This is a genomic window from Sphingobacterium sp. UBA7253, from assembly GCF_002472745.1.
GTDB classification, from domain to species: domain Bacteria; phylum Bacteroidota; class Bacteroidia; order Sphingobacteriales; family Sphingobacteriaceae; genus Sphingobacterium; species Sphingobacterium siyangense.
On record NZ_DKSP01000008.1, the window covers coordinates 14,886 to 35,886 of the forward strand.

Here is a 21,001-nt window from a genome sequence, read left to right on the forward strand (position 1 = left end):
GAGCACCACAACAACTATACAATGAAAATATTCAGGATATAAACACAACATAGGCCCATTCAAATAAAGGTTATTTTCAAGTTAAAGATAAGAATAAATATATAAATGTCAAACAAACATTTATAATAGTACCAAGAGGAATATTGTGCATAATCTCACGGAATATTGATCAACTAAAATTACCTGCCAATCCCTGAAATATTGGTATATTGCAACAAAATCTAATAACACTTGTGAATCACAAAAAACACGTTCATGAATAAAATCTTCTCAACCTTACTCCTATCCTGTGCCCTGTACCTGCCGACACTAAATTTTGCGCAACAAAAAAATGCACTTCCTCAACTCATTCCATTTCCGCAGCAATTGGAGGCTAAGCCAGGCCATTTTCAGCTAAAGGGTCAAGAATTGGGTTACTATATTGATCCAGCCCTATCTTCTAAATCATTATCGGGATGGATCGACCATTCCCTATTCGGGAAACTGAACAAAAAAAACGTAAAGAAAGCCAGCGCTACGTTGCAATTGATTAAAAATCAAGGCCTCTCAAATGAGGGGTATGAATTGATCATAGATCAAAAAGGTATCCAGATCATCGCCGCATCTGAAAAGGGTGCATTTTATGGATTACAAACAATCCAGCAATTATATTTACTCTCAGGAACAACAGCTAAGCTTGCTCTCCCCTATGTAACGGTCAAAGACGAGCCAGCTTTCCAATGGCGAGGTGTCGAACTCGATGTAGCCCGTCATTTTTTTCCAAAAGATTATATTTATAAATTTATCGATCTACTTGCAACCTACAAGTTTAACAAATTTCACCTGCACCTGACAGACGATCAAGGTTGGCGCATAGAAATCAAAAAATACCCCAAACTAACCGAACAAGGGGCTTGGCGGACGTATAACAATCAGGATTCTGCCTGCTTTGTGAAAGCCAAGGAAAATCCCGACTTTAATCTGCCTAAGGAATTGATCCGCACAACAAACGGAAAGGAAGAATATGGCGGTTATTATACACAACAGGATATCAGGGACATTGTAGCTTATGCGGGCAGCCGACAAATAGAAATCATTCCGGAAATAGATATGCCAGGGCATATGATGGTAGCTACAAAGGCCTATCCCGAACTCCTATTGGACAGTCAGTCCGCGGGCTGGGGAAAACAATTTTCTGTACCGATCAGCCCCTGGAAAGAAAGCAGTTATACTTTTGTTGAGAATGTACTAAGCGAAATCATTGAGCTATTCCCATCACATTATATTCACATTGGTGCCGACGAGGTAGAAAAAGACTCCTGGTCAAAATCAGCAGCTGCGCAGGCTTTTATGAAAGAAAAGCAAATACCTAACTTACATGATCTGCAAGGTTATTTCGTCAAAAGAGTGAACAATTTTATCCGTTCAAAAAATAAACAGAGTATCGGCTGGGATGAAATATTGGACGGCAGTTCCGATACCAGCATGATGGTCATGTACTGGCGTGGTTGGGTAAAAAATGCACCTATGGAAGCTGTTAACCGTGGTCACAGGGTCGTTATGACACCTACAAATCCGCTTTATTTTGATTACCTTCCAAATAGCAGCAGCCTAGATGCCGTGTACAATATGAGCGTGGTACCTTCGGATATATCCAGCCAAAAAGCACATTTGATCCAAGGTGCACAAGCCAATATCTGGACAGAAATGATCCCCTCAACCGCGCGGTTAGAGTTTATGATCCTCCCACGTTTAAGTGCTTTATCGGAACGCGTATGGACCAACAAATCCCTGTATGATAGCTATAGAAATCGAGTGATTGCACACTTTGGACTCTGGAACAAAATGGGTTTACGGTATCGTATGCCAGACCTCAACGGTTTCGCCGAAACACAGGTAATTGTCGACGGACGATCTACACTAAAAGTCTCGAATGAACTTCCCCAAAATCCAATACATTATACCACCGATGGTAGTCTTCCAACAAAGCAAAGCGCAGTGCTGAACGGCTCTCTTGTCGTTAAAAAAGAAGGCCCTATTCGTTTTGCGACAATCTCGCCTTCGGGTGCAAAAAGTGAGCTCTATCAGGTTGATTTTAAAAATGATACTTGGAAAAAGGGTATAAAAGTTGATGAAAGCACGGTGGTTCCGGGTCTTACGGCAACATTTTTCAATGGAACTTTTACCAATACTTCTGCCATTTCGGGTCCCGAAGTGCGTCAGGAAGTGATTAACAATGTAGCGCTAAGCGATACCATCAAAATGCCTTCTTTTGGTGCAAAAATAAGAGGATACCTCTACGTCAAAGAAAAAGGAATCTATAATTTCTATTTTACTTGTGATGATGGTGGTGTCCTGCGGATCCATGATCAGCTTGTCGTTGATAATGACGGGCAGCATGCACCGATTATGAAAAGCGGACAGATTGCGCTAGAAACAGGCTACCACCCAATTGCTGTAGATTTCCTTGAAGCTGGAGGAGGTTTCACTTTAAAACTTCAGTACAATGTCAATGATTCAAAAGTGATCGATATTCCCAAAGCGTCTTTTTTCCATAAAAAGGATTAGAAAAAATCGACATAAAATAGCAGTTATACCATCCCCAGTGCAGTCAATACGCACTGGGGATTTTTTTTACCCGACAAGATTCTGGTCTAACGCGAAGCTAGGGATAACATATTCGCAAAAAGCCGATATGCCCCTGCTACTCCTGCTGGCAGTTGTCTAAACAGCGACAGGCTGTTATAGATATAATAACCTTTTCCTTTTTTGTGCAGTAGCAATAACCCATCTTCCGTACGATTATCTCCATTTTGCCCACGCAGTATCGGTTCAAAATCCGAAGCCCATTTTTGAGGTAAAAAAAGTGCCCGGTCCTGCACCCAATTTTGAAAATCATACTGTCCGATTACATTAGGGTAGTTCAATATGCGATGGGAAGGGTTCAAAAATGATATATGGCTTTCCGTATCTGTAATTCTTTCCGGGGAAACCACTAAAGGATAAGCTCCAACCTCCGTCAAATGCAAATCATACGGCGTATTATACTGCCCTATCAATACACCGCCCTGCTCAACATAGTCACGAAAAAGCTGATGAAATCCCGTAATTAGGGGATGGCTATTGTATATTCGTATTCCCAAAACCACTGCATCAAAGCCTGAGAGATCCATTTCCCCAATTGACTCAAATGGAATAATCTCCAAATGACCAACAAGCTGGCGTAAGCTCCCTGCAAGTTCATCGTTCATCCCCGAAATATAAGCAACTTTCTGGGCCGTAATATTCACGGGTAAATTTAGCACCCGCAATATGCCCTTGGGAAAGTAAGTTACTTGATTAACATGTGGATAAACAATACTTCTGGATGTGAACGGATACCGCCCTGTAGCCGTCTCAATCTCAAAGCCGATCTCTTGAATATATTCCTGCTGCGCAGGCGACCTCAACTCAAAGCTAAGCTTCTCGGTTGCATTACCCGCTATATTGAGCTCAATTTCTTTCGGAAATACATCGAGCCCATCCGGTAGCGTAAGCTTAACCTTTATAGATAAGGATTCGGAGACATTAGATTGTAGCTCTAAAGCAATTAAACGTCTAGTCGCATTAGAGAGCACCACGATATCCGAATCAAAAGTTGCTGTCACCGGAGGGGCAACTGCAACAGGACCAGCAGCATGTTTTACAGGTAGCTTAACCGCAATCGGTAAGCCAGCAAACTGCAGTTCCAAATGAACAGACAATTCAGTTCCAAATTGTGTCAATACAACATCAGCAGGCGACGCGGGCGCATAGTTATGTGCATCGCCCTCAGCACTAAGCCAAGTTGGAAAAGAAGGTAAAATCGTATCCAGAAGCTGACCATTTAAATGGATCGTCTTCGAAGGTGACAAAGTAAAGTCTTTTTGCTCTCCGTTACGAATAAATGGAACTTTCACTGTAGTCAGCTGTAGATTGGATTCCGATGGGATATGCGCGTTCAGGATCATATTAACCTCGGTTCCTGGTACCCAAAGTTCCTCAATAGCCTGTACTTCCAAATATACACCAGCAAAGTCGAGCAGAAGACGCTCTACCTCAGCTCGTTTTTCATGGATAACATGACCCTCGGGAACAATCCTCATCCAAAATAAAATCGTTCCAAGCTCCAAAACAAGTTCTGCTGTATCTGACTCACATTTTGCAATAAGATCGTCCACCAAGCGATTAAATACGAGTGAATAAGAATCTTGAGCAGTATATTGCGTAAAAATAGCGGGCTGTCTCTCCGAACTGATCGGTGTACCTTTTAATAATTCAAAATATTCGGTGCTAGGCTGATGCCGAACAAGACTTCCCATGGCCTGAGAACGATGCCTATTACGGCTTTCTGCAGCAATCTCACCATAATGAAAGTCCAAAGAGCCGTGTCTCACTGGAATATCCAGCGAAAAATATGCTGGCAAAGGCCTTACTTCTCCACCGATATCCTTCACACCACTGTCCTGATACACATTCCACAACAGCTGCCGAGCCTTCCAAGGCTCCAATTCGGATAGCTGTTCTATATAAGCTGATGGATCAGCGGCCAGATCAAAAGCCTTTGCCGCTAGAATTGCTGAGGCCTGATGATGTCCATGTGAGTCCGGGACATCCGGTGAAAAACGTGTTACAATTACAGTAGGGCGAAAATAACGGATGGTCCAAACCATATCGGCAAGTACACCATTTTCATCCCATCGTGCCAGCGTTTCATCGACAGATTTTGCAAATCCAAAATCCTTAGCACGTGTAAAAAACTGTTTTGTTCCCTCAATTGCACGGGCTGCAAGTGATTCCTGCACCCGAAGTACACCCAGATCCAGTCCCTTTTCTGTGCCTATAAAATTCTGTCCACCCTCACCACGCGTCACAGAAAGATAGGCCGTATCGACCAACTGGTGTTGAGCCAAAAAGGTCAACAATTTATTGTTCTCGTCGTCCGGATGAGCACCGATATATAAAACACGATCAGACATTTTAAGCCTACATAACGCACGCATCATCATTTGTTCGTTACGCGAAAAAGCCTGATCTAAATGTTGTTCGTGTGCCTGTTGTGCTAAATATTCCAATGCCATATCCTTCCTACTAAATATTTCTACGGCTCAAATATAGGAATATTTTTCAATAAACTACTAAATAGGTGGATTATATATTTTAACCAAGAATTAGTATTAATTATAATGGAGGATTAGCGTTAAAAATAAACATGTTGCTCGTAAAAAACACTAATCTAATCGTGTCAATACACCTTCTTTATGGGCGTAAAATTCATAGCTGGCTCCTTTTCTAAACTGCATAACCTTTTCGATATGGATACTACTATGGTTTTTGCTGAGGGTAAAGTATTTTTGCCGGAGCTGAAGCGGCAGACCAGTCCAGTGAATAGATCGCTCGAATTCCAGACCGTGAGCTTTACTATATTCCAAGACAAGATTTGTTTCTCTCCAGTTCAAAGTAAGCTCGGTTTTATTTGGCGAATGAGCGAAGCTAATCAGCAAACTATCCTGATCGACAATCTTACGCGAACTACCGACCAGCAATACTGCTCCCGAAACCACCATAGCGCCATAACCTATTTTTTTAAAGAGCTTATCACTGACATAGGGCAATATAAATTTGACTGTCACTGAAGAGACTATTGTTGCTATGGCAATAGCCAAACCCAGTCCCAAGGCTGCCTTAGAATACAAACCTAAAATAATATAAATAATAAGCTTTACGAGATGTAAAAACACTTCATTTGCGGCACGGGTGGCTATAATCTCTTCTTTGGAAAGGCCCATTCTCAGATAGAACCGGTTGAACAGCAACCCAATCGCACCTGTAATTCCCGAAATAAAGCCGGAAAGAAAACCAATAATTGCCAGAAAAGATTTCGAATACTTATTTTCCGATGGCAAATCCGCATTTTTTGATCCAAATAATTGGGGGATATTTCCAATAAGGAAAAAAGCGACAATCAACTGCAAATAAGAGGGTTCGATATATTTAATCAGATATCCCCCCAATAGTACAGCTGGAATGGAAAACGGCACAAACCATAAAAAGATTTTCCAGTTGATATGCCGTTTAAAAACGACTATTCTTGAGACTGAACTTGTAAATGTACCGATAGTCAACGAGAAAGGAATGACCGATGAAGGTAACATAAAATTCAAGAGAGGTATAAGGATAAGACTTGCCCCTCCTCCACAGATAGCGCTGATCCAAAAAGCGACTATCGTGCTTAAAAATAGGATAACTAAATTTGTAATCATATTTCAAAAACTAAAAAGCTACTTAACTGTAACACCTGACAAAGATGCCTCCCCTTTCTGTAGAAATTTAGAATTGATAGCCGCTGGTATTTATTTTTGATCTACATCATGCGTACACTGCCTGCTCAATCTTGTTTTGTATAAAAATTAAATGCTTTCGTATAATATCGATTTCCCGGTGTCACCAGGAACATAGATTTGTAAGGATACCTCAGGTGATTGGGGAATCAAAAGATTTTGAACGCAAATAAATTAATAGCGATGAAAGTTAGGCAAGTGTTGATTTTTAAAAGTTCTGTGAAGACCAAAGACAAGAAAAATTTTTTGATGCAATTGGTCAAAACTCATCTTCCACAAGTACAAGATGCCACGGTTGATCTTGATGATGAAGATGCTATTTTCCGGTTCGAAACAGAAGAGTGTTGTGTCGACTATCTGACAAATTTCCTACGTAGTTATGGTATCCAAGTCGATTTTCTGGATCGCTTTGTGGTTGCCTAGGGTAACTATTCGATCAAAGTAGCCCTCCGGTATATTGTTTAAAGAAAGATTCTCGATAGATCTCACCAATCGGGATTTCAAACTTATCGATATAAACAGTATGGTTATCAAAAGAATCAATAAACGATAAATTAATCAGATAGGATTTGCTGGTACGCGCAAACAGGCTCACCGGAAGTTTCTGGTGAATTGTCTTCAAATTCATTGCAGTAATCAGTTTATTATTCCGGGTATAGATAACCACATAATCTTTGAGTGCTTCTATAAAGCGAATATCAGTAAATGCAATTTTATAGTATTTCCTATCCGATTTAATAAAAAGTGCATCCTCACTGGCCTTCTCAACCGTACTTTGGTTTTCTTTTAACGCTAGTAATTTTTTATAGGCCATTGCTTTATCGATCGCTTTGGCTAAGCGGTCTTTATTAATCGGTTTCAGCAGATAATCTATTGCATCCAATTCGTAACTTTTCAGTGCATATTGCGCATAGGCAGTCGTCAGGATAACCAGCTTGTCATTTGGAAGAGACTGTGCAAAATCGAGTCCATTGACCGTCGGCATCTCGATATCCAAAAAAAGCAAGTCCACCGGGTTTGTCTTAATACATTCCAATGCCGATATCGCATTGGAAAATGTACCGACTATCTGAATAGACGAAATTTCTTCGATTAAATTTTTCATTTCCTCCCTAGCCAGGGGTTCGTCGTCTACAATAATGCAATTCATAAGGGAATAGTAAGTTTAACGCTATATAATGTCTCAGTTGTTGACACCGAAAGTTCATAATCATTTCTATACAGCAGATCCAGTCGTCTTTTGGCATTAGCCAATCCCAGTCCGCTATATTTGCTTCGGACAAATGAGTTGTCGGGATCTTTCGAATTTTCACATTCAAAACAAAGCTGCTGATCCGTCTCAGAAAAATGGATTGTGATGAAAGTATCAGCATCACCGGCGCTGAGACTATGTTTAATCGCGTTTTCAACAAAGGCCGTAAATAGATGCGGCGGTAGAAATACACCTTTTTTTTCCAATTCTATTGGGCAAGATATACGCGTTTTTAAGTTATCGCGGCGTATTTCCTCCAATTTCAGGAAATTGCTTATAAAGTTGATTTCGGACTTCAGAAGTGTCTTATCATCGTTATTTTCATACAACTGATATCTTAGAAAATCTGATAACTTCATGATGACCTCGGTAGCCATATTCGGATCTTTTCGAATTAAAGCTTTAACGTTGTTCAGCATGTTGAATAAAAAATGTGGCTGAATCTGATTTTTTAAGGAAACAAGCTCTGTGGTCAAAGCCAGGTTTTTCAGTTCAGAAATACGCTTATTGTCTTCCAACCAACGTTTAAAAAGCTTAAATGTCGTGGTGGTCAGAATAATCGGAATACAGATAAATAATGCGGCGATTAGCCCCATAGAGTCCGACTCCGGTTTTTTTATAGCGGGAATATGAATGGAATAGATGTAATTTGCAATGTACATGACTACCAGCAAACTGGCTGTTACCAGCAATATCAGTGCTAAGACATATAACTCATATTTGGCCTTAAAGAAAAACTTTGGGATCAGTACATACATATTGGCGTAAAACATGCAGACGAATACAAACCATAGGATAATAGAAAAATAAAACCGGTAACTCCCTTGAAAATGAGAACTCGAATTTGCATTTGCAAAGAGCAACAGTAAACCGATCAGAAAAAACACATGTCGCAGTGGCCTGAATTTATTTTCTGTAAAATACCTTAAAACAATGCTATTATTGAAGTCTTGCATGCATTAGAATGATTTTAACCTAAATAACAAAAATAAAGCTTTTCTTGGCAAGAATCCGATCTCTTATACGAAGACCTGTTTTTTTTATACCAAAACTGGGAGATGATTTTTAACGTTCCCTTTCACTGTTCCCCTAAATTGGACTTTTGTATAAAAACAAGACCTGTTGGTCTAAAAAAAAAATCCCACCTACAAATTTCGGCTATCCTTACAATGATTTTAATCATACATTTATGCAAAAAATACTTTTAGTGTTTATACTATTGTTTCGTATATCCACTTCAATCGCACAGACTAAAGATAGCGTACAGCAAAAAGTGAGGGCTGTTGTTACCGACAAATTCCCCATAACACGGGTTCTCAATTTGACCTATGAATCCAATACAGGATACCGTTATTCATCAAAACTCCAAGGTCAGGATTTACCTAAAACAAAAGTAGAATCGATGTACCAAGCCGGAGGTAGTATCAACATTAATTTTTTAAAGAGCAGAACCTGGAACTTGGGTACCAATATTGGCTATCAGTTCACTTCTGTCAACTCCAATCGTCTAGACCCCATCGCACAATCCACCATACAGTCAACCCATCAATATCATTATCATTACGAATCACTTAATCTTACCCGTTATTCACGTTTATGGGGCAAAGTAGCATTTTATACCGCAACGGTTGCTGCCAATGGAAGTGAAAAAGCAATAGAACGCATTAATGGGATATTATCTGCTACTGTGGTACTAAAAGCTACGCGGGAGATTCAAATGGCGGTGGGCCTCATCGGCTTTATAGATCCGGCAGCAATTATTCCGGTTTTCCCAACCTTTGCCTACAAGCAACAATTTGCCAATGGGATGATACTTGATGTCATCTTACCTAAAGGAGCCTACCTTCGAAAAGAGGTCTTACGGAATGGCCGCGTTTCAATAGGTTCCGATTTAAATAGTACGATCTTTTACCTTTATAACTTTCAGGGCGCTGAAAAAGTATATACCTTCAGTCAGATGGAAATCAATTCGGGTCTGACTTATGAACATAACCTGGGCCGATCTTTTATTGCCGCCCTTAAATCAGGACTAAAAACCATACCTCGCTCACGCGTATTTGAAAAAAACAAAACCCAGCGCGATTATATATGGGAAGCAAGCCCCGATCCCTCGTTTTATATTCATGCGGGGCTTTCCTTCAATCCCTTTGCTAAGAAAAGGAAATAATATCTTTTTTTCGGGTTATCCACCCCATATAAATCGATGATTGAAAGAATCGAACAGGAGGTTCAAATCCGGCTTCTTCACAGAGCTCGGCTAATCGTTCTTCCGAGACATGCAGCAATTCATGCTCGATTCTTCGCAATCTTTGAGCGACCTGTGTTTCATCTATCCCATCGGGCAGAAGAAGTCTCAACAATTGCAAGTTTTGTTGAATCTGCTCCTTATTGCCCGTAATATCTAATAATAACAAGGGTGCTTGCGACATCATTCTCTTGGAAATATCTTGGAGCATAGCCAATTTTTGGCCATTGTCTTCTAAAAAGTGTAATACAAGTAAAAGTGTCGCAGCACCATATTGCTTCTCTTCGTCCAAATCACTTACCACACCTTCGACAAGATGAACATTTTCGTCCGCTTCAAATTTTTCCAGGGCCTGACTAATCATCTCAGGCGACGGATCTACCCCGGTTATTGTCCAAGATTCTGCTGTGTCAACAAAACGTTCTATTTCATTTCCTGTGCCACATCCGACCACTAATAAATCCTTATTTTCGGTTTCTCGGAGGAGCTTAGGCAGCTGATCCAAAAAATAATGGTAATTGGGAATCCAGGTCTCAACAAATTGGTCATAGCCACTTGCGCGCTCATTTTCAAACAGTTCTACTTTATTCATCTAGCTAACAATAATCGTTCAATATAAAATCAGTATGCAGTTAAATGGTATACCTTTTCTGCATTCCAAATATACATCCAAAGTCATCTATTTAAAACTATTCTAAATAACTAATGATTATTCTGACAATCTCGTTACTTATATTTCACCGAATAGATCGGTCAAAGAGTGTCTATATTTAGGTTATATCAATACTATTTTTTTGAGAGCGTGTTAATTACATTTTTCAGATCGATTCCTTTCGCCAATCAAGGCCTAAAGATATTACCAGCGTGTACATGTATTCAATAGCATTAAAATAAGCCTCCACTTTCTTATAATACTTTTTTAGTATCGACATTAATACAAGTTAAAACCTTAAAGGTATTATTTTAGAAATTACATTCTGCTCATAGTTAATTTTATCGTGCATGGTGACGATAATTGTCCCACAACTATGCTGTCCTTTTACTATACAATTTCAAAATTGCTATAATACTTTGAAATTTTTGGAATCAGAAGGATGATTTTCAACCATCATGATCAAGCGTTTTAGGAAGAGATCCCTATTTTTTTTATGGGGGATTGATGAAGGTTCAGAACCGTAACTTAATAACATCTGACAAATCAGCATAAAAAAGGCCAGGAAATCACCCCCTGACCTTCGAAAAATACAATATCTAACCTACATTACTTACTTTTTTAACCGATGCAGATCGCAAATAGTTTTAAATATTTTTAGGAAATTCGTCTTTCCACCAGGTAAAACGCCAGTCATCGCCTTCTTCTTCGGTCAACAGGCATTCTTCCAGCTCCGCCAGATATTTTTCTTTATCCAGATCCTGACCTATAAATACCAATTCATTTTTTCGATCTTCCCACTCCGGATGCCAACGTTTAAGAAGTTCAGCGCTGATTTCGGCATAACCGGGATACTGATAGCGCTGCTCTTCGGGCATGCTACTCCACCATGAGCCTGCACTTTCCAACCTTACGCTACCACCTGCCTGACTAAAACTGATGGCCAAATGCGGGCGGGAGGCCAACCACAGTAGACCTTTGGCTCGTATGATATTGTGCGGGTAACGCTCGTTGAGGTAACGGTGCAGCCGTTGTGGATGGAAGGGCCGTTGCGATCGAAAGACAAAAGATGAAATACCATACTCCTCTGTTTCGGGGCTATGTTCATTTTCAAGTTCTCTGATCCATCCAGCCGAAGAGGAAGCTTCATCAAAGTCAAACGAGCTCGTACCCATAATTTCCTTTGGATCAACACGTCCAAATTGTGTACGGATTAACTTGGCTCCGGGATTGAGCCGCCCAATAGCAGACTCGAGAGTGCCCAAAGTTTCCTCAGATACCAGATCGGCCTTATTCAAAAGGATAACATTGGCAAATTCGATCTGATCAGTCAACAGATTTACAATTGCCCTATTGTCATAGTCGTCATCCGTCAGTTTCCGATCTAATAAGGTATCGGCGCTTCCAAAATCTTTAGCAAAATTGAAACAGTCCACCACAGTTACCATAGTATCAATGTAACTGAACGTAGACAGATCAATCCCATTGTCAGCACTACTATAACTGAATGTCTGCGCTACTGGAATAGGCTCCGAAATACCAGTACTCTCGATAAGAAGATAATCAAAGCGATTTTCTTTCGCTAGTCGCTCCACCTCCACCATCAAATCCTCCCTTAAGGTACAACAAATACATCCGTTGCTCATCTCCACTAACTTTTCTTCTGTTCGCGAAAGCACATTTTCACGTTCAACAGCTTGTGCATCAATGTTCACTTCACTCATATCATTAACAATAACAGCAACTTTCTTGCCTTCCTTATTGTGTAGAATATGATTCAATAGTGTGGTTTTTCCCGCACCTAAAAATCCACTTAGAACGGTGACAGGTAATTTAACTTTTTTGGAAATGCTGCTCATAGTAATTTCGTTTAAACAAATGTAAAAACAAAACAAAACAAATGCAATATTGTTGCGTTATAAAGATATACGCTAAAACAATTAACAGGTGAACTTCCTTAAAACTTGCGAATGCTGAAGTATAAACCTCGTTTAACATGATCAGCATCCCCTTGTCGTAACGTACGTTCACGATCAGCATCCCAGTATTTGCAGTCTAGTTTGATAAACGGGGAAAATCCTTCAGCCCCTTATGAGCACCATTTTCCATCCCCCGTTACAAGTACATCGATTGGTGTGTAGAGCTTGTCCTGCAAATATCCTTGATATCCAGCAATGCATATCTCCACAACAATATAAATCATTAATAAAATTAAAGCCGCCTGATGTAGCAAAATCAGAGCGGCTCAGCTTACAGCACAGGAAAGTCTGTAAAGGTTACCTACCAGTGGAACTATTAGCTTAAAACAAACGCACTTTAAATCCCAGTTGATACTGGTCAATATGTGCATCCCAGTTATCTACGATTTTATTATTCTTTTTGAACTGTCGGTATCTAAAATACAGCGCACCAAGGTCTATCCCTAATGCGTAACCAATCCGTGTACGCCTGTTGAACGCTGGTTTTCCATCATTGAGTTTATAAGCGTCGTCATTGAGCAACATATTAAAATCTAGACCGCCCAGGATGGAAAATTTTCTTGTAAAATTAACTTTAAGGTACACCGGAGTGTTGAGATATTTCAGCGAACGGGTCCCTTTGGACAAACCTCCGGAAAGGGAAGCTGTGTTGTCATTAACACGTATTCTGGTTAAATTATAACTAGGTTCAACTTGAATATCCATTTTGCTATTAAGCTCAAATATCAAATCTCCCCCCAATTGATATCCCATTCTATTGGCGCCAAATGCATTCCCACTTGCACGCGAAATATTACCACCAAGCCGAAGTCCAAAACCCATTTGTCCGTAACATGCGGTCTTGAAACCGAACAATTCCATGATCAAAAAACAAACTAGTGTACAATGCTTCAACTTTAATCGATCTATCTTTATCATTTTTACCATAAAACACACCATTACATTAGACCAATAACTGTTTTCCTGTAATTTGCAACTTCACAAAATAGGCTATATTATTTTTCTCTATACTGTCCTTCAATATTCGCGCTTCCTTCGTAAAGTACGTGTGGGTTCGCAAGAAGACAAGGGTCAGTGCACACCAGATACGTTCATCGATCACCTGATTCTTTCTATAATTTACCTCCAGATACATCCTTTGGTTAAGGTCAACAAAACTTTTACTTCCTAAATGAAAAGAAACTGCATCCACAACTATTTCCTCCAGCAGATTTTCTGGCTTTTTCGAGGGCCTTGTTGCAAAAATGCACATTTCAACTTTTTTGATTACGGACTCTGCAACCAAATATTCCTGTAAAAAACACCTTGCTGCAGATGCGCTCTTCTGACGGGTTCCTTTTACCCCTTCAAATAGATAACCTATATCCTGAAAATAAGCGGCACAATTTACGACGAATTTATCTTCGGCCGTCAAGCTATACTTTTCACTCAGAATAACTACCGCATTTACAATATCACGAACCCTATCAATCGTGTGAAAACACAGTTGTGGATTGTGGTTCTCGCGGTAACTCTGCACTAAAAAAAGATCTGCCTGCTGAAGTAAGTTTGTGTAATCCATTTAAACAAAACTAAAATTTCGTAAAAAATAGATTTAACATATTATACCAAAGGGTCTATTTTTTATACCAAAAGGCCCTTTAAACAAAAAGGCCAGATAATCACACCTAGCCTTTATCCTTAATTTTTCCTTTTTCTATCAATTATCCTAAGCGCAAAATCGCTTTAGATGGTTAATTGCTGTTATTTATGACATTATTTGATCGTTACAGCAAAAGCATATTCATCTGGAGGAAGACATTGTGATGCGTCACAAGCTTGCCATTCCACTGTACCTTTTACTGTTGCAGTTCCTTTGTTAAGCGAAACCTTTTGCTGAAAGATCACTTCATTTGTGAAGTATCCCACATCCATTTTGAAAACCTCTTCGTGTTTAATCTTTGGTTTTGGTTCAGCTGTCTTACCTACCAACGCATAATCAGCGGTTTTACTGAAATTGAAAGATGTTGGAATTGGTCCTCCATCTTTTACATTTTGAGAGTAAATGTGCCAACCATCTTGAATGGTAGCCTTCACGTAAACCATAGCTTCCTTGCTGTTCAATTTTTTGCTGGCTACAGTCCATTTTACAGGTTTATGGATCTGAGCGAATGCGCCCGAAACGGCGAACATAACCACGGTCACTAACAATAAAATCTTTTTCATGTTTGTATCAATTTTTCAGTTTATTATTTCATCGGCCGCACATTTGATACAGTATTTTTTCTGTAAAAAACACCACTTAAATGCGTACAACAATATTCGCTATAAACAGAATAAAACACAACATGATCACAATAAAACAATAAATTTTATCAAAAAAAACTAATTAAACCATATTTTTTACACTTTTAAAGACTCAGTTTTTTCAATTCCAGTAATATATTCAAAAAAGCTATCAGACTAAAACAAAGGGCATTGTCAAACATTGTCTATTGCGAGCTTCTGAACGCGTTCTGCTCTACAACTCCATCCCGAGCTCATCAATTTTACATAATTATCTGTATCTTATGCATGATTCACATTTATGCCATGGCTATACCAACCACAAAAGACGAACTCCTTCAAGCTATACGTACAAATTACAGCAAACTTGTCTGTGAACTTTCCGATATTCCAATCGATCAAACTAATCTTCTTATACTCCAGGGGCATGCTAAAGGAACCATAATGAGTATAAATAACCTAATTTCCTATTTAATTGGCTGGGGTGAGCTGGTTCTCAAATGGAATAAGAAAAGTGAAGATGACAAAGAGGTTGATTTTCCGGAGACTGGTTTTAAATGGAATGAGCTAGGCAAACTGGCTCAAAAATTTTATCAGGATTATGCCGACCTAGATTTTACGACTTTGTGCGCAAAACTAGATCAAACTGTTTTAAGAATTATGGAACTCCTTGAGCAAAAAACAAACATGCAGCTTTATGGTATAAATTGGTATGAAAAATGGACCTTAGGCAGAATGATTCAATTTAACACCGCTTCGCCTTATCAAAATGCAGTCGGGAGAATCCGAAAGTGGAAAAAAGAGAAAAAATAGTAAACCATCGCTGGATAAATATTGTTATTCAATAAACACATATAATCATTACTATGGGAAATCTATTATATACTATCGCTGTTATTTTGGTCCTGATATGGGCAATCAGTTTTTTTGGTGGATTCGTTGGCGGAGGGCTAATTCATATTCTTTTGGTTATCGCTATAATTGCAGTGCTTCTGCGTGTAATTAAAGGAAACGCGTGAAGACTGTAAGCAGTTTATTACGATAAACAGCTCCTCAGCGTTAAAAATGAGGAGCTTGTATTTGCTGTAAATTCTTTAGCTAAGGAACTTAAATATTCAGATCTCCTTCTTTACCTATATCTTCCGTTTCACCTGTTAGTCTAACTTTTAGCATTTTAAACAGGTTGACAATCATATTGGAGTCTGAATCCCAATAATGAGCATCTTTAGGCGTAACACGCAACAATCGGATATTGGGATCCTCCTTACCTTTCTCAAACCATCCTTCCATCATTTTGTTCCAGTAACGATCGATCCTTTCCTGATCTCGCGAAAGACTCGCTTTACCATTTATACTTAGAAAGGTGTAGTGTTTTGGGTCCGCATAAAATAAGGAAGCTTTTGGGTTCTGTGCGATATTCTTAAAGGTATCGCTTTCAGCAGAACAAATAAACCAAATATCTCCATCTTCGTCTACTTCTTGTCTACTCATTGGAACCCCATGTGGATACTCCGATTCAGCTGGGAATGAACACACTGTTCCCACATCGATTTGATCTACAATTGCTTTAAGCTTATCTAAAGCTTCTTTGTTATTTAAATTATTCTCTGCCATAATATGTCGTTTATTAAGGAACAGTATCCTGTAGAAAATCGTTTATTTTTTCAGCAAATTCAGGCTATCTTCGGCAGTGAAAGGGGAAAAGTACGAATAAAAAAAGGCAAATCAAGTAATTTTACGCATCCTTAATACTAATAATATTAGTAATTTTACATCAAAATAGTAGAAAATAAATCATGTTTGGTTTTGATGATAAATTGCAAATATTAGCTGATGCCGCTAAGTATGACGTAAGTTGCAGCTCAAGCGGAAGTAAACGAAAAAATAGTGGTGGTATAGGTGATTCATCGACTAGTGGCATTTGTCATACCTACACCGAAGATGGTCGCTGCGTCTCCCTACTAAAAATTTTAATGACCAATTATTGCATCTACGACTGTTCATTTTGTGTGAGCCGACGAAGCAATGACGTACAACGGGCAGCATTTTCGGTAAAGGAAATTGTCGAATTGACCATGAACTTCTACCGTCGTAATTATATTGAGGGTCTTTTTTTAAGTTCGGGTATTTTCAAATCTGCCGACTATACCATGGAACGCTTAATGTTGGTCGTCAAGAAACTTCGGACGGAAGAACGGTTTAATGGTTATATCCATCTCAAGGCCATTCCGGGTGCGAGTGAATCGTTATTAAAAGAAGCAGGTCTATATGTTGACCGGATGAGTGTGAACCTCGAAATTCCCACTGAGGAGGGACTCAAGCTAGTTGCTCCCGAAAAGGATCATCAATCCGTTCGCGAGCCTCTAGCGATTATTAAAAATGAAATCCTCAACCTTCGGCAGGATCGAAAAAAAGAGAAGAAAACACCCTTGTTTGTACCAGCAGGCCAAAGTACACAGCTGGTTATTGGAGCAACTCCAGAGAGCGACCTACAGATTATGCAGGCCGCCAATACATTCTATAAAGATTACGATCTCAAACGGGTTTATTATTCGGGTTATATTCCCATCAACGCGACCGATTCCAACCTTCCCCAAATTGGGACATCACCACCTCTTGTACGTGAAAACAGACTTTATCAGACGGATTGGCTACTTCGGTTTTATGGTTTTTCGCTTCATGAAATACTCAACAGCACGCATCAACATCTCGATCTAGAAATAGACCCTAAGCTTGCTTGGGCGCTACGCAACCCACAATTCTTTCCCATCGACATCAACAGCGCTACGTATGAGTGGATTATCCGAATCCCCGGTATTGGCAGGCAATCCGCAAACAAAATTGTACAGTCGCGCAAATATGGAAAATTAAAGGAATATCAACTTCGAAAAATAGGAATTGCCTATAATCGCGCCAAATATTTTATGGTTTGCCAAGATACATGCATAGCAGGAGGCTTCCATTATCCCGAAAAAATCAGAAAGTCTATTCTTGAAAGTAACCCGCGTACACTGGTCACGGCTTCCAATACACAGCTAACACTTTTCTAATGGACTATATTTTTGACGGAAGTTATTCCGGATATCTTTGTTGTGTATTTGAAGCCTTTGAACGGAAAGAATTTGATAGCATTCCCACAACAGAAAAGTCTGTGGAAATAAATATTTTTTCGGAGAAGCGACAGGTTCATACTGATGTAAAAAAAGCCATGCGCATTTTAGTGGCAATGGAAAAGATACTTGGAGCAAAAGAAACAAAAATTTTTTATCATAACTTTTTGTCCGATAATCAATCGGAATGGCTCAATGGATTTCGACTGATTATCGAACTTTTTCGAAGGGGAAAATTGGATATACGCAATTATGGATACCCACCTATACTCCGTATCCATCAGACGATCAAAAAGATCAGTCGCGAACGACACCGCATGAAGGCTTTTATCCGATTTGTCAAGTCCAACGATAATCTCTACACAGCCATCGTTGAACCCGATTTCAATGTGATCCCCCTGGTTGTAGACTTCTTTAAAAACCGATTCGCCGACCAGTGCTGGTTGATTTATGATATACGGCGAAATTATGGCTTCCATTATGATGGCAAAAATATCTTAGAGGTATCAAATAATAATGATAACGAGGTTCAAGATCCATATCAGCTAGAAGTGGATCTCGATCCTCAAGAAAAGGATTATCAGCGTCTCTGGAAGACTTATTTTAAGAGTACCTCTATTGAATCACGCAAAAACCTGAAGCTTCATTTAAGACATGTTCCCAAACATTACTGGAAATATCTCGTCGAAAAACAATAAGTCCCTAATCAACGAAAATCCTATTCATTTCATTATTTTGATCCGCCAAACAGCTTGCTCACCAACCAAATGACAATAGCGACTACGACAACAACCAATAGGATGCCCGACCACACACCAGCTTTAAATATACCCTCTATTGCTGCACAGCTCGACACGAGCATCAATAAACTCGACATGAGCGCAAATGGAATTATCTTTTTCATAAATACCTGTTTTAATTATTAATTGGAAGTATGACAATACTGACGTTGAAAATGTTTTACAGCAATGACGTTCATGTACTTTTTACATCTCACTGCGGATACGTCCGATACGTTCACTGCATTAAATACTTGAGCAGTCCGTATTTTTTTTCACAAAGTGAATGCGCTACGTTATTTACACCCTAAAAATACGGTTAACTGGCCAAGGGAAGCTTTTGGGTACAGCATTTGATTCTGTTTACCCAAATAGCAAAATAGAATTTAAACAATAATTGACTAAAGATATGGACACTATACACCAAAAAGCACAAAAAATAGGATTGGAAAAAGGTTATTATCTATTATTAATGGCTATATTGGATTTACCTGTTGATGGTAAGAAAAAATCAGAAAAGAAAAAATAAACATAAAGCCTTTTTCAACTACATGAAAAAGGCTTTTAGTGATATTTACATCAACAATTTTTCCTAAACTCCTCAGGACTCATTCCTTTATTTGCTTTAAAAAATGTACTGAAATATGGTACATTTTCAAAACCAAGTTCAAAGGCAATTTCTTTTACCGTTTTAAAAGTATGATAAAGCAATCGCTCGGCCTCCAATAGTATGCGTCCACGGATAATAGTACCGCAGCTCGTCGATCTTTTTTTTCGACAAATCCGATTAAGATAGTTGATCGATATATTCAATTGCTCTGCATAAAATGACGGATAACGCTGCTGCGCATAATGACTATCAACCAAAGATTCGAAACTTCGGATTTTATCGTCATCATCCTCCTGCTTTACAACTACATGATCGACCACGATTTGCCGTCCCAAAATCTGGAGCAACATAATTAAATAGCGGCTCAATACACCGTGAGCACTCAATTTAACTGAATTATAAGCAGTTTCCATCAAACTTACTATATGTAGACAACTGATCATATCTTCTTTTGAGAGCACAAAAGCGTGCTTACATCTACTCCTTAAAAAATGAAAGGATTTTCTTACAGCAGTGTTCTGCCTTTCCATGAAAAAAGATTCTGTAAATAAGACACTGTATCCTTCTACAGACGAACCTGCCTGAAAACTACACACACAATTTGAATTTATGCTGATTATATCATGGGCAGCTATAATCTGTACGCTCTGATCCGCTACCATAGACAGTTCACCACCCTTGATAAACAAAAGGGTATAAAAAGATCTTAGATGGAGCGTATTTTGATTTGCTTTAGCTTGTAAAAAAGCTGCTATAGGCATAATAACGATTCCCTTCGAAGTGGAATCAATATCTTCTAATTTTAGAAAATCTAGTTTCTCTTTTCGTATTACCATTTCTTTATGATTATTCTGTAAAAAAATATTTGTAGAATAATCAAATGATAGGCGGTCTAAAAATTTCAGGTAGTATACCTCCGAAGGTATCGGAGGCAAAGTCTTTCGGATAGACAGTCTTCACAGCAGGTACTATTGGATAGCACAGCAAGATTTCCTTCACATACTGCACAAAGACCAATATTTCCACCCCCTTCATTTTGGCAAGCACATTGTTCACATCCTTTTGTTCAACCGTCTTTTCGCTGAGGAAACAGAAACCTTTGCAGCTCACTGCCGGTTCAAAACGATTGACGCAGAGATTTTGCTCGATATACGTGCGATTGCACTCAAATTCAATAAATGCCCACAATAGATTGGTTGCCTGCACACATATTGCCCAAGCCATTATCATACAAAACCACCATCTACAGCGCTGAAACTTCATTGATCCGATCTATTTTGTTGTGCTATTACGTTCGCGCAAATATTCTAAAATGGCACGTGCCTCTTCTTGCTTCAAGCCCAAACTAATCATTGGCGAACCATATTCCTTGCTAAGTACTTTTGCGTCGGCATCTTTCTCCAGCATGGTTGCCGGATCTAGCATCATGTTCATAATCCACTCCGGGGTACGACGTTTGATGACAGCATCCAATGATGGTCCTACTAATGTGCGGTCAAAACTATGGCACATTGCACATTTCGACACAAATAGTTCTACACCTCTATTTGCAAGCTGCGCATCAAAGGGTTTGTGTTCAAAGGACGTAATGGTTCCTACACCTTTGGATCCCGCTGTTTTATAATCGAGCATAGCCGCAGGCTCATCTACGGAAGGTTGCTGGGCACTATCTTCTTTCTTGACTTTTGTACCCTCATTTCCGCTGCACGCCAGTATAGCTACAAAACCGAAACAGCCTAGGATTACGTTGATTCTCTTTTTCATTTTTATT

General features: G+C 39.2%; 21 protein-coding genes. 7 read left to right on the forward strand and 14 right to left on the reverse strand.

All coding sequences use genetic code 11. The features are described from left to right. Positions 1-255 precede the first annotated feature (255 nt). Positions 256-2,547 carry a family 20 glycosylhydrolase gene (locus B2X72_RS00490; protein ID WP_248932047.1) on the forward strand — a complete coding sequence of 764 codons (2,292 nt, stop codon included), beginning with the start codon at positions 256-258 and terminating at the stop codon, positions 2,545-2,547. 86 nt (positions 2,548-2,633) lie between these two features. Here the strand turns inward: B2X72_RS00490 and B2X72_RS00495 are convergent, their stop codons facing one another. Together B2X72_RS00495 and B2X72_RS00500 are read right to left on the reverse strand one after the other, a co-directional pair. Beyond that, complete coding sequence (locus B2X72_RS00495; RefSeq protein ID WP_286848026.1) at positions 2,634-5,078, reverse strand: PIG-L family deacetylase; 2,445 nt, start codon at positions 5,076-5,078, stop codon at positions 2,634-2,636. A gap of 150 nt (positions 5,079-5,228) precedes the next feature. After that, positions 5,229-6,260, reverse strand: a complete 1,032-nt coding sequence (locus B2X72_RS00500; protein ID WP_286848028.1) for a sulfite exporter TauE/SafE family protein — start codon at positions 6,258-6,260, stop codon at positions 5,229-5,231. Positions 6,261-6,521: 261 nt separating this feature from the next. On the opposite strand from B2X72_RS00500, the gene B2X72_RS00505 reads away from it, so the two are divergent. Continuing rightward, positions 6,522-6,761 (forward strand): hypothetical protein, encoded by a 240-nt coding sequence (locus B2X72_RS00505; RefSeq protein ID WP_139145043.1) that lies wholly within the window; start codon positions 6,522-6,524, stop codon positions 6,759-6,761. Between the two features lie 13 nt (positions 6,762-6,774). On the opposite strand, the gene B2X72_RS00510 is transcribed toward B2X72_RS00505, so the two are convergent. Then, the gene (locus tag B2X72_RS00510; RefSeq protein WP_088162316.1) at positions 6,775-7,488 is read right to left on the reverse strand and encodes a LytR/AlgR family response regulator transcription factor; all 714 of its coding nucleotides are present in this window, start codon (positions 7,486-7,488) and stop codon (positions 6,775-6,777) included. Continuing rightward, positions 7,485-8,546 carry a sensor histidine kinase gene (locus B2X72_RS00515; protein WP_070568077.1) on the reverse strand — a complete coding sequence of 354 codons (1,062 nt, stop codon included), beginning with the start codon at positions 8,544-8,546 and terminating at the stop codon, positions 7,485-7,487. Before B2X72_RS00515 ends, B2X72_RS00510 begins: the two co-directional genes overlap by 4 nt. A gap of 233 nt (positions 8,547-8,779) precedes the next feature. Here B2X72_RS00515 and B2X72_RS00520 point away from each other — a divergent pair, with 233 nt between their 5' ends. Continuing rightward, positions 8,780-9,757, forward strand: a complete 978-nt coding sequence (locus B2X72_RS00520) for a hypothetical protein (protein ID WP_286848029.1) — start codon at positions 8,780-8,782, stop codon at positions 9,755-9,757. Here the strand turns inward: B2X72_RS00520 and B2X72_RS00525 are convergent. The 5 genes from B2X72_RS00525 to B2X72_RS00545 form a co-directional block, all read right to left on the reverse strand. Beyond that, a complete protein-coding gene (locus tag B2X72_RS00525; protein WP_286848030.1) occupies positions 9,741-10,427 on the reverse strand; it encodes a class I SAM-dependent methyltransferase in 687 nt (228 codons plus the stop codon). The two genes, B2X72_RS00520 and B2X72_RS00525, sit on opposite strands and share 17 nt — an antisense overlap. A 707-nt stretch (positions 10,428-11,134) precedes the next feature. After that, positions 11,135-12,346, reverse strand: a complete 1,212-nt coding sequence (locus B2X72_RS00530) for a GTP-binding protein (protein ID WP_070568083.1) — start codon at positions 12,344-12,346, stop codon at positions 11,135-11,137. Positions 12,347-12,787: 441 nt separating this feature from the next. After that, positions 12,788-13,384 carry an outer membrane beta-barrel protein gene (locus B2X72_RS00535; RefSeq protein ID WP_157698524.1) on the reverse strand — a complete coding sequence of 199 codons (597 nt, stop codon included), beginning with the start codon at positions 13,382-13,384 and terminating at the stop codon, positions 12,788-12,790. Positions 13,385-13,409: 25 nt separating this feature from the next. Continuing rightward, positions 13,410-14,027 carry a hypothetical protein gene (locus tag B2X72_RS00540; protein WP_088162321.1) on the reverse strand — a complete coding sequence of 206 codons (618 nt, stop codon included), beginning with the start codon at positions 14,025-14,027 and terminating at the stop codon, positions 13,410-13,412. A gap of 194 nt (positions 14,028-14,221) precedes the next feature. Continuing rightward, positions 14,222-14,671 (reverse strand): protein-disulfide reductase DsbD N-terminal domain-containing protein, encoded by a 450-nt coding sequence (locus B2X72_RS00545; RefSeq protein ID WP_088162322.1) that lies wholly within the window; start codon positions 14,669-14,671, stop codon positions 14,222-14,224. Between the two features lie 348 nt (positions 14,672-15,019). Between B2X72_RS00545 and B2X72_RS00550 the strand changes: the two genes are divergently transcribed. Together B2X72_RS00550 and B2X72_RS00555 are read left to right on the forward strand one after the other, a co-directional pair. Beyond that, positions 15,020-15,544, forward strand: coding sequence for a ClbS/DfsB family four-helix bundle protein (locus tag B2X72_RS00550; protein WP_286848033.1), 525 nt, complete (start codon positions 15,020-15,022; stop codon positions 15,542-15,544). Positions 15,545-15,597: 53 nt separating this feature from the next. Continuing rightward, positions 15,598-15,750 (forward strand): lmo0937 family membrane protein, encoded by a 153-nt coding sequence (locus B2X72_RS00555; protein ID WP_112376008.1) that lies wholly within the window; start codon positions 15,598-15,600, stop codon positions 15,748-15,750. Between the two features lie 88 nt (positions 15,751-15,838). Here the strand turns inward: B2X72_RS00555 and B2X72_RS00560 are convergent, their stop codons facing one another. Continuing rightward, a complete protein-coding gene (locus tag B2X72_RS00560; RefSeq protein WP_088162323.1) occupies positions 15,839-16,345 on the reverse strand; it encodes a pyridoxamine 5'-phosphate oxidase family protein in 507 nt (168 codons plus the stop codon). A gap of 182 nt (positions 16,346-16,527) precedes the next feature. Between B2X72_RS00560 and B2X72_RS00565 the strand changes: the two genes are divergently transcribed. Both B2X72_RS00565 and B2X72_RS00570 read left to right on the forward strand, forming a co-directional pair. Continuing rightward, a complete protein-coding gene (locus B2X72_RS00565; protein WP_075993537.1) occupies positions 16,528-17,781 on the forward strand; it encodes a putative DNA modification/repair radical SAM protein in 1,254 nt (417 codons plus the stop codon). Further along, entirely contained in the window at positions 17,781-18,539 is a 759-nt protein-coding gene (locus B2X72_RS00570) for a TIGR03915 family putative DNA repair protein (RefSeq protein ID WP_286848035.1), read from the forward strand. The genes B2X72_RS00565 and B2X72_RS00570 overlap by 1 nt, the downstream gene beginning before the upstream one ends. Positions 18,540-18,571: 32 nt before the next feature. Here the strand turns inward: B2X72_RS00570 and B2X72_RS00575 are convergent, their stop codons facing one another. The 4 genes from B2X72_RS00575 to B2X72_RS00590 form a co-directional block, all read right to left on the reverse strand. Beyond that, a complete protein-coding gene (locus tag B2X72_RS00575; RefSeq protein WP_198385947.1) occupies positions 18,572-18,745 on the reverse strand; it encodes a hypothetical protein in 174 nt (57 codons plus the stop codon). Between the two features lie 454 nt (positions 18,746-19,199). Then, positions 19,200-20,066 (reverse strand): helix-turn-helix domain-containing protein, encoded by an 867-nt coding sequence (locus tag B2X72_RS00580; protein ID WP_286734699.1) that lies wholly within the window; start codon positions 20,064-20,066, stop codon positions 19,200-19,202. Between the two features lie 40 nt (positions 20,067-20,106). Further along, positions 20,107-20,454 carry a hypothetical protein gene (locus B2X72_RS00585; RefSeq protein ID WP_075993540.1) on the reverse strand — a complete coding sequence of 116 codons (348 nt, stop codon included), beginning with the start codon at positions 20,452-20,454 and terminating at the stop codon, positions 20,107-20,109. Positions 20,455-20,502: 48 nt separating this feature from the next. Continuing rightward, positions 20,503-20,994 (reverse strand): c-type cytochrome, encoded by a 492-nt coding sequence (locus tag B2X72_RS00590; protein WP_286848036.1) that lies wholly within the window; start codon positions 20,992-20,994, stop codon positions 20,503-20,505. Positions 20,995-21,001: the final 7 nt, after the last annotated feature.

What these genes read in the sequence shown, in the direction of transcription:
- B2X72_RS00505 (WP_139145043.1), top strand. Translation starts at nt 6,522, where the DNA reads ATGAAAGTTAGGCAAGTGTTGATTTTTAAAAGTTCTGTGAAGACCAAA.
- B2X72_RS00565 (WP_075993537.1), top strand. Translation starts at nt 16,528, where the DNA reads ATGTTTGGTTTTGATGATAAATTGCAAATATTAGCTGATGCCGCTAAG.
- B2X72_RS00530 (WP_070568083.1), bottom strand. Translation starts at nt 12,346, where the DNA reads ATGAGCAGCATTTCCAAAAAAGTTAAATTACCTGTCACCGTTCTAAGT.
- B2X72_RS00590 (WP_286848036.1), bottom strand. Translation starts at nt 20,994, where the DNA reads ATGAAAAAGAGAATCAACGTAATCCTAGGCTGTTTCGGTTTTGTAGCT.
- B2X72_RS00540 (WP_088162321.1), bottom strand. Translation starts at nt 14,027, where the DNA reads ATGGATTACACAAACTTACTTCAGCAGGCAGATCTTTTTTTAGTGCAG.
- B2X72_RS00580 (WP_286734699.1), bottom strand. Translation starts at nt 20,066, where the DNA reads ATGGTAATACGAAAAGAGAAACTAGATTTTCTAAAATTAGAAGATATT.
- B2X72_RS00560 (WP_088162323.1), bottom strand. Translation starts at nt 16,345, where the DNA reads ATGGCAGAGAATAATTTAAATAACAAAGAAGCTTTAGATAAGCTTAAA.
- B2X72_RS00555 (WP_112376008.1), top strand. Translation starts at nt 15,598, where the DNA reads ATGGGAAATCTATTATATACTATCGCTGTTATTTTGGTCCTGATATGG.
- B2X72_RS00510 (WP_088162316.1), bottom strand. Translation starts at nt 7,488, where the DNA reads ATGAATTGCATTATTGTAGACGACGAACCCCTGGCTAGGGAGGAAATG.
- B2X72_RS00545 (WP_088162322.1), bottom strand. Translation starts at nt 14,671, where the DNA reads ATGAAAAAGATTTTATTGTTAGTGACCGTGGTTATGTTCGCCGTTTCG.
- B2X72_RS00500 (WP_286848028.1), bottom strand. Translation starts at nt 6,260, where the DNA reads ATGATTACAAATTTAGTTATCCTATTTTTAAGCACGATAGTCGCTTTT.
- B2X72_RS00585 (WP_075993540.1), bottom strand. Translation starts at nt 20,454, where the DNA reads ATGGCTTGGGCAATATGTGTGCAGGCAACCAATCTATTGTGGGCATTT.
- B2X72_RS00535 (WP_157698524.1), bottom strand. Translation starts at nt 13,384, where the DNA reads ATGATAAAGATAGATCGATTAAAGTTGAAGCATTGTACACTAGTTTGT.
- B2X72_RS00495 (WP_286848026.1), bottom strand. Translation starts at nt 5,078, where the DNA reads ATGGCATTGGAATATTTAGCACAACAGGCACACGAACAACATTTAGAT.
- B2X72_RS00490 (WP_248932047.1), top strand. Translation starts at nt 256, where the DNA reads ATGAATAAAATCTTCTCAACCTTACTCCTATCCTGTGCCCTGTACCTG.
- B2X72_RS00515 (WP_070568077.1), bottom strand. Translation starts at nt 8,546, where the DNA reads ATGCAAGACTTCAATAATAGCATTGTTTTAAGGTATTTTACAGAAAAT.
- B2X72_RS00525 (WP_286848030.1), bottom strand. Translation starts at nt 10,427, where the DNA reads ATGAATAAAGTAGAACTGTTTGAAAATGAGCGCGCAAGTGGCTATGAC.
- B2X72_RS00550 (WP_286848033.1), top strand. Translation starts at nt 15,020, where the DNA reads ATGATTCACATTTATGCCATGGCTATACCAACCACAAAAGACGAACTC.
- B2X72_RS00520 (WP_286848029.1), top strand. Translation starts at nt 8,780, where the DNA reads ATGCAAAAAATACTTTTAGTGTTTATACTATTGTTTCGTATATCCACT.
- B2X72_RS00575 (WP_198385947.1), bottom strand. Translation starts at nt 18,745, where the DNA reads ATGAAAAAGATAATTCCATTTGCGCTCATGTCGAGTTTATTGATGCTC.
- B2X72_RS00570 (WP_286848035.1), top strand. Translation starts at nt 17,781, where the DNA reads ATGGACTATATTTTTGACGGAAGTTATTCCGGATATCTTTGTTGTGTA.